Here is a 6,805-nt window from a genome sequence, read left to right on the forward strand (position 1 = left end):
CCACATTGTGGGCAATGCTGAAGCTGCCGGTACCTCCACCCGTCAGTGGCAAGCCCGTGTCGGCGGCTAAACTTGTGCGCGGCCACACTGCGAGTTTCAGGTTGGGTTGAAGATCGAAAAAGGCCACCGCACCGATCTCGAACTCTGTACCCATGATGCCATTGGTGGGTAACCCAAGCCCGTCCCGATAGAATGCGACGGCACGTTGCAGATCTTCAACGGCCAGGGTGATGAGGCTAATGTGTGGGCGCATGGGTAAGGGGTATTGATCCGGGTGCAAGTGGAGTTTGCCATGAATGAAAGCGTACGATTGAATCCCAGTGCCACATCTCCGGTGCATTTGATGTAATACCTGTTCTTGCGTTAGCGGAAATGAAAATCGGGGCAAACGCCATGTGCAACGCCTAGTTAAATTTCACGCTGGTCTTACAATGAACTCAGACGGTTCAAGGATGCACCGATCCTCCATACTTCCATTCAACGCGAATAGGCGCGGCGTGTCGCGGAACTTGAACAAGCGATACAAGTAGTACCTCGATGCATTGTCTCGAGAGAACCGAAGTTCATTCGGCGTGACGAAGAATGGCGTGTTCTTTCCATACTTCGTGGTTTTTGCCTCGATGTACCGATCTGTACCGTTTTCCTCGAAAGACCTGATGTCAAAACCAGCAGATGGCCCGACTGTGACCGAAATTTGCTCGATGCGGTCAGCAAGTGAATCCTTGCCGGCCTTGATCAGGCGAGCACGCTCAAAATTAAGGACGAACTGCTCCCCTGCTTCTCCGAGAGATTGGTTCCTGGCCTCGCGCTCCAAGTAGTTAACGCCACCGGGGTTGTAGATGGCTCGCGGCTCTGAAATGGTGGGAGTTTTTCTATCTTCCAGCGCAGGTGGCTCTTCCCAGGCCGACAGGAAGTCTTCCACACTTGAAATAGCAGGCGTTACCTCCGAATCCGCAGCAAACAGGTGCTGAAGCTCTGGATTAGCCTTGAGGTAATCAGCGACCACCGCTGGCAACAGTGAGCGCTGATAGTTGAACCGGGGCTTATAGCCGTCGATGTAGGGAATACCCATCTCGCTCAAAACGGCACTGATGTTTTGGTGCTTCAATTCCACTGAGCCATTGGAGCGATTATTTAGCTGCTCCATCAAGGCGCGCCGATGCTCGGTTTTGTTGTATTTACCCCCAGTCAGCTCAAGCCTAAGCATGCAGAAATAGTCTGCAACTGCTACTTCGACCTCGGAATCTGACCAGTGGCTTGTCATGGCATTTGTGAAATATAACGCCGCACTCACCGGTAAATTATGAGCGCAGCGAGTAATTTATCCGCGTGCAGTGCCTTGTTATAACGCGCTTCTAACTGCACATTCTCTCAGATATCTCTTTCAATTTTTCTATATCTAGGCGATCACTCGCCCAGCCCTGAGCAAATGGTATCGTATTTGATTTCGGCAATTGCTCTTCTTTTAGATCCCTAACTCTTACCCTGGAAGGTAGAGCCGAACCTTCACCAACAAAAATTGCTTCTTGCTGAGATAAAATGGGTAATGCTCCGACCATGCCAGAAAGTCCATCTGGCAAGAATCGAGCGACATGTTGCTGGTCTGCAGAATTTGTTAGCCTTAGTACTACCCAAGTACCACACTGTGAAATTACTGTGCTGTCCACATCGGCTGGACGCTGACTTACCAGCATCAAACCAATTCCGTATTTTCGCCCCTCTCTTGCTATACGCCTGATTGCTCCCTGAGCGGCTGCGTACTGAGCCTCCCCGTGATCTGGAACATACCTATGAGCTTCTTCACACACTAATAATATAGGATCCTTCTCTTTCTCTTGTTGAGTTTGAAATACTTTGTACTGAAAAAGTAACCTAGCAATTAGTGCGGTAAGCGGGCCTGCAACTTCATTTGGTAAGCCTGAAATATCAATAATTCTAATATCTTTTCCTGCCTGACTAGGTGCGCCAATGAATTGATTCAAAACTTGATGTAGCTTTATTTCAGAATCGTTATCAACCCAACACCTCATCATAAATGAAAGTCGAGTATCTCTTCTCAGAACTTTTAATTTATCTAACACTGCTGAAACATAGGACATACCTGAATCTGATGGTGGTAGTGACTCTAAAGTCTTTGTGCCTTTTTTAAATCTTCCACCCTGTATATACCTAACATGAGCTTCGAACTCATCAAGACAAAATGGTCTCGGCTTATCACGATCGAATTCCAGAATTTCTGAAGTATCCTTGCCGACGCATAAATCTGGATCGTCAAAATTTTCTAAATGGTTAAGGGCCTCTGTACCGAACTCTCTTGGGCAAGGTTTGACAATTCCAGCGGCAACCATTCTTGCATGAGCGAGAGCTATTTGAACTACATTGTTTTGACTGGTAGCGCTTCTTTCCGTTTTACCGATAACTAGGTTAGTAAACTCATCACTAGACATTAACCAATACGGTAGCTTTATCTCTTCCTGACCATCGTCGCCTGCCGCTATGTCATATGCTCGGTACTGTACAGCTCTCTCTTTAAAGGCTGAACCATACTCACCATGAGGATCAATGACCACTATCTGAGGAGACAGCTCTTTATCATTATTTTTATGCGATAGTACGCTATGAATAATCGCGGCAACAGTACCTGACTTACCAGATCCTGTAGATCCAAGAACCGCACAATGCATACCAAACATTTTATTAATGTTAGCTCGACAGGCTGTAGATTCAGAAGCACTGTAAACCGCAAAGGGAACTAATGGATCTACTTCATCATCTCTTGTACCTTCAGCGGAACGGTAGACAAAAGAAATTTCTTCGTTGGTTAGCAGGAATACGCCTTGTTGGGGCAAAGGGTAGGTTTTAATACCACGCTTAAAGGCCAAAATTGATTTTGTATTATTCCAGCTGCCTTCAGCTAACAGCTGAACTTCCATTACACGCTGATCAGAATCAGAAGTCACAGGCATACCTGCTTCAATTAACTCTTCTGATCGCATTCTGAGCATTGTTACCAAGCCAAAAATTATTTTGCGACCATAGTGAATTTTAACCATGCTACCTATTTGACCGATAGGGTAAACACGACCATTAAAAGTTCTTGTTAATTCTGATATTTTATCTGAAATCTCAACTTTTATATTGGTTCCTGACACCTCAACAACTTGGCCTATTTTCAACTCTTCAGATGGTGTAAACATAACTAAACCTCGCATCCGTTCTTTAATACTGATGTTACACCTTTGAATGTCCACCAATAATCGTCTTTGTCTTTTCGTTTAAATGGGCCTTCTTTTCCAATATATAGGCCGTGTATGGATGCGATAATTACTCTTGAACCAAAACTATGGCTACGCCACTTTTCTAAACATGGTGGAATTTCATCCCTACACTCCAAGAATGCGAGCAATACTGTTTTATTTTCTGCTTTCGATAACGCAAATTCAATTTCGTTGTTGATATGATCATCGCCAAAACTATAGCCGCACACCGCTAACATATTGCTATTGGAAGAATTTAGCGATTTTCTGAATAAGTCAAACTGCGTAGAGAACGGATCTTGCTGAGTGGCAACGTATTTAGTGGCTTGAGGGTAAATTAGAACCCGACGGTCCGCCTTTGGGTATAGATCATTTTCTCTAACTCGCCATACATACCCTTTGTCACAAAGAAACCAATCTATGGAGCCATGCATTTTAATTAAGTTGGCGCGCTGATTGTTCGCTGGAATGGGTTCTCCATACTTCTGTTTTCGATAGGCTATAGCACCACCATCAAACCCATCCCAATAAGGAATTTTATTTAGTGCTAATGCATCTTCTAAAAGAGTGTCATAGTTAGTTGTGAAAATATTGACAGCTTTTCTTCGCTCATGAACACCGGCGGATGCGTGATTAAACAGAGTGTCAACAAATTCTAAATGTGCTTCGATGTCTACAATTGGTTTAGACAAAGAGCCTTCTTCAACTGTATTTCCATCCTTGTCCTCAACATAGCCACACCGGATAACATTTGAGATAGACTCAAGAATTTTATTATGTACATCCTCTAGGGTTGTTAACTCAACTTCCACCCCACGAATTACAGTTTTCTTTTCTTTATTTCTTTCAGCTAATGCAGCATAGTCGCCAAGATGACTAAGAACATGCTCTATATGGCACTGCTCTGGCAGCTCTTCAAACAGTGGAGTGATAATATCGTCATATAACTTCTTATGACTAGCTTCTATATCCTTCTTAACCTTATTCGTTAAAGGGTACATTAACGGTAATTTAGCATCGAAACTTATTCCTGCACCCAATAGCCAACTTTGCTCACTACACTTCAAGTGTTCCTCTACTTGCAAGAACAACTCGTCATCAATCAAATCATCCATTTTCTTTCCTTCTTATAGAGTTGTATCGAAGCTGGCAACTAGAGCGTTATAACGTGGAGGTCACCGGCGCTGCGCGGCTTTATCGCGCAGCGTCCGGTGGACCGCAGGGTTATACGTACTGTCGTAACGCTGGCCCACTAGCGGATGGTGGCAAAACAACCTCTTTGAACTGGACAGAAGTTGAAATGTGTTTGGCCACAAGTTCGACATAGTTTCGCTTAGTTTCCGCAGTGCATTGAAGGCCAAAAATGACTTCACGTATGAGAGCAGGAATAGGGTACAACCCGCTTTTCTGACGAACATATCTCCACTCTTTTTCGTAAGCCCAAGCCTTTGTCTTGGTAAAGATTGCCCGTTGAAGTTGTTCGTCTTCAATCGGGATGTAACTCTGAGCCTTTGTTTCTCCGTTTTCGTCGACGTAGTAGGCAACCCCCGTCAGATGCCCGCCTTCAAATGAAAAGGTATTCGCTTCGTCAGAGTAGTGCACGGGGCGGCAAAAATCGGGGTTGGCAAGCTCGCTACCTTCCTCTGGCGCGAACCCTATGGCAATTCCCTTGTGCATCTCGCCGTAGTGAGCCCACATTGGGATGTTGCATGGGTCTTCGGACAAGCTGAATATGCCGAGCTCGCTTAACTGAAACTCTATCGAATCGCCGTACGTATCGGTACGACTGAAGCCTGCTGCTCCAACAGAACGTAAAAAGTCATTTGCTATCCTGTGCTTTCGGCTTAAATCCGGGGCCTTCTTAATACGACTCAGCAGTCTATTAATTTCGCGACCATGAAGAGTAAAGAACGGTTCTTTGCGTTCGTGAGCTTGGTGGGCCTGCCAAATAAAACCGGACAACTGATGCTGCTTTGCTTCAAGTGATTTGCGCTGAAGAATTATGGGGTCGAATGCGGGAATGCGGCACTCAAGCGGATCGTTCAATGTCGCCGGTTTCGCCAACCAAACCTGGCTAGTGCGAAAAATTTGCTCGGTGCGGTCCCCAAGTGGCCTGTACTTGTAAAGCGTCGGTGGCATGCGTTGGTGATCAGTACGTATAACGATTAAGCTAAGGGGCGAGCTTTAGCCCGTCCCAGTGAGCGAAGCGAACGATTTGAGCGCATTGTTATGTGCCTATTGCACGAATTGGTTTTGTTTGATTTTTGTTTATTTTTTCTTCTATTTTCTTACGTTCTGTTTCAAGCCGCTGATTCTCAAGTCGCTTTTTCCATTTAAAGTAAAGCGCCCATATTTGCTTGTTATCTTCTTGGGTTGAATTGGTGAATGTTGTGAGCTTGGCAACCATTTCGGCGTGTTTTACATATACTTTCCCTACGGTATGGAATGCTGTATCTTCATCGGCAATCCCTGAGATTATATATACGGAAAATCCTTCTATTCCGTTTATGAATGCACTGACGATGTCTGAAATTTCTTCGAGTTTTTCAATGTGTTCTTTGTTTACGTCTGAAATATTTACTCTAATCCCATTTTCTTTTTCCTCGATCTTGGCGTCGGCAAAGAAGGTTATTGAATTCTCTTTTGCGAACTTTGTTAGCTTGTGATATAGCTGAGTTATATTTTTACTGTATTCATTGCATTGGTGTGCGGAGCTCTCAAATGATGCTCGTTTAGATTGAGTTTTAAAAATATCCTTGGATGTCTCTAGTTGTTGCTTGGCAAGCGTTAGTTGCCTGAGTCCAAAGCAAGCCAATATAAATATGCCTGTTCCACTAAGCAGATAAAGAATTTCTGCCCAAGGTTTTATGTAATAAATAACACTCAGGTCAGCGTTTTGCATGGTTTCCTCTTGGTAAATAACGTTTGACATGAGTGGCGGCGCAAAGGACGCGAAGCGGCCTTTGTGACGTCCCCTCGATGGAAGGGTTAGGTGGCTGCTTCATAAAGGTTGTAGGCGACTTGGTCTTTGCTCAAGGGCGCCTTGCCTCGAATCTTCCCATCGGCGGCAAAGCCAAGGCGGGAATGAAGGACTCGGGCCATTCGCACCTGCCCACCGGGACTAACCCATTCCACTTCGATACCGATGTAGTGTGAGTAAAGCTCTGGCCACGGATCGCCCTTTACTCCGCCTTGAGCGAAGTTTGCGCCAAACGATTCAAGGAATGAAGCGCGGAATTCCACCGTCTTCCCTCCGGCGATGAAATCCGCCTGTCCCTCCGTTCCGCCCTGAATAGAGACGGCCGGGTAGTAGCATGAGCCTCGTGAGCCCGTTTCAAAGTACACAAGCAATTGGGTTACGAGGAGGTCCCTCTTCCCCCCATTGCATAACGCGAAGACCGGGCCGTCGAAGTTGCCTATACGCGCGAGCGGTACCAAGTGCAGGGCCAGAGCCTCACGAACGTTTGTCCACCAAAAGGTGAAGATGCTCACGCCGAGGGCAGTGAGAGAAACAGCGAGCGACCACCACGGTGCTTCCATCAGCCACC

7 protein-coding genes are annotated in these 6,805 nt (G+C 45.7%); all 7 read right to left on the reverse strand.

Annotation, left to right across the window (positions count from 1 at the left end):
- The coding region (locus A0129_RS15180) for a VOC family protein (protein WP_367190001.1) at positions 1–253 on the reverse strand (253 nt) is incomplete at its 3' end.
- Between the two features lie 162 nt (positions 254–415).
- A complete protein-coding gene (locus A0129_RS15185) occupies positions 416–1,264 on the reverse strand; it encodes a DUF3883 domain-containing protein (RefSeq protein ID WP_291716241.1) in 849 nt (282 codons plus the stop codon).
- 91 nt (positions 1,265–1,355) lie between these two features.
- The gene (locus A0129_RS15190; protein ID WP_291716242.1) at positions 1,356–3,197 is read right to left on the reverse strand and encodes an ATP-binding protein; all 1,842 of its coding nucleotides are present in this window, start codon (positions 3,195–3,197) and stop codon (positions 1,356–1,358) included.
- Positions 3,198–3,199: 2 nt separating this feature from the next.
- Positions 3,200–4,372 (reverse strand): SIR2 family protein, encoded by a 1,173-nt coding sequence (locus A0129_RS15195; protein ID WP_291716243.1) that lies wholly within the window; start codon positions 4,370–4,372, stop codon positions 3,200–3,202.
- A gap of 109 nt (positions 4,373–4,481) precedes the next feature.
- Positions 4,482–5,396, reverse strand: coding sequence for a DUF2971 domain-containing protein (locus A0129_RS15200; RefSeq protein ID WP_291716244.1), 915 nt, complete (start codon positions 5,394–5,396; stop codon positions 4,482–4,484).
- Positions 5,397–5,484: 88 nt separating this feature from the next.
- On the reverse strand, positions 5,485–6,159 hold the full coding sequence (locus A0129_RS15205; protein WP_291716245.1) for a hypothetical protein: 675 nt from the start codon (positions 6,157–6,159) through the stop codon (positions 5,485–5,487).
- An 86-nt stretch (positions 6,160–6,245) separates the two neighbouring features.
- Positions 6,246–6,805, reverse strand: a 560-nt coding sequence (locus A0129_RS15210) for a hypothetical protein (protein WP_291716246.1), incomplete at its 5' end; no start/stop codon positions are given.

This window comes from Limnobacter sp. CACIAM 66H1 (genome assembly GCF_001601825.1).
GTDB lineage: Bacteria > Pseudomonadota > Gammaproteobacteria > Burkholderiales > Burkholderiaceae_B > Limnobacter.

Bases quoted from the DNA above. Each gene is read 5' to 3' on its own strand.
- A0129_RS15185 (WP_291716241.1), bottom strand. From the start codon at position 1,264: ATGACAAGCCACTGGTCAGATTCCGAGGTCGAAGTAGCAGTTGCAGAC.
- A0129_RS15190 (WP_291716242.1), bottom strand. From the start codon at position 3,197: ATGTTTACACCATCTGAAGAGTTGAAAATAGGCCAAGTTGTTGAGGTG.
- A0129_RS15195 (WP_291716243.1), bottom strand. From the start codon at position 4,372: ATGGATGATTTGATTGATGACGAGTTGTTCTTGCAAGTAGAGGAACAC.
- A0129_RS15200 (WP_291716244.1), bottom strand. From the start codon at position 5,396: ATGCCACCGACGCTTTACAAGTACAGGCCACTTGGGGACCGCACCGAG.
- A0129_RS15205 (WP_291716245.1), bottom strand. From the start codon at position 6,159: ATGCAAAACGCTGACCTGAGTGTTATTTATTACATAAAACCTTGGGCA.